The organism is Mycobacterium interjectum, assembly GCF_900078675.2.
GTDB classification, from domain to species: Bacteria; Actinomycetota; Actinomycetes; order Mycobacteriales; family Mycobacteriaceae; genus Mycobacterium; species Mycobacterium interjectum.
In genome coordinates this window covers 1-962 of the sequence record NZ_LT546240.1, presented here as the reverse complement: position 1 = coordinate 962, position 962 = coordinate 1, and the positions used below count along the sequence as shown (strand labels likewise).

Sequence of the window (962 nt, the reverse complement as noted above, 5' to 3'; positions counted from 1 at the left end):
CAGCTGATCGAGCGCGATAAGTTGGGTGCGCTGAGCAAGATTGGGCAGGGTGGGCAGGGGGTGGTCTATGGCGCTCCCAACGTCAAGACGAAGTTCGCCGATTCGATGGTCTATAAGGAGTACAAGGCCCAGACCCGGGCCGAGATCGATTTCACCGCGCTGGCGGCCATGCCCGCCCTGGTGGAGGACGCACTGTCCTACGCCGAAGCCGAACGACTGGTCTCGATGGCGGCCTGGCCGTGTGCCCTGGTCGAAGACAACGGCACCCCAACCGGATTCGTGATGCCGGCCATCCCCGAGGAGTTCTTCGTCGAACTCAAAACCGCCAAGGGCGCCTCGTCATCCACCGCAGAATTCCAACACCTACTCAACCACTCCTCGGTACTGCACGCCCGCGGCATCGACCTCGACGACGCCCAACGCTATTCGCTGCTCCGCGAAGTCGCCTCCGGACTGGCATTCCTGCACAAACACGGCGTCGCCGTCGGCGACATCTCCCCGAAAAACCTGCTGTTCACCCTCACCCCACACCCCGGGGTCTTCTTCATCGACTGCGACGCCATGCGCATCAACACCATCTCGGCACTACCGCAGATGGAAACCCCCGGCTGGGACGTGCCCGCCGGCGAAGAACTGGCCACCATCTACTCCGACACCTACAAACTCGGCCTGCTCGCCCTGCGACTGCTCGCCGGCGACCAAGACACCAAAAACCCCCAACACCTGCCCCCCACCACCCCCGGCCTGCTGCGCCAAATCATCACCGACACACTGCACAACGAACCCCAACGACGACCCCTCCCCGAAGCCTGGACCTACGTCCTGGGCCACGCCATCGAAGACGCACAACACCGCGAAAAAACCGCAGCCACAACGCCCGTCAGCACCCCACTGGACCCACCACCGGCACCCATCGTGCACTCCAGGCCATCGGCAGGCACCGCGCGGTCCCGGCCACCGGT

1 pseudogene is annotated in these 962 nt (G+C 64.3%); it reads left to right on the top strand.

What is annotated here, in order from left to right:
* Positions 1-962, top strand: a pseudogene (locus tag BN4348_RS60250) (hypothetical protein); the annotation flags it as partial.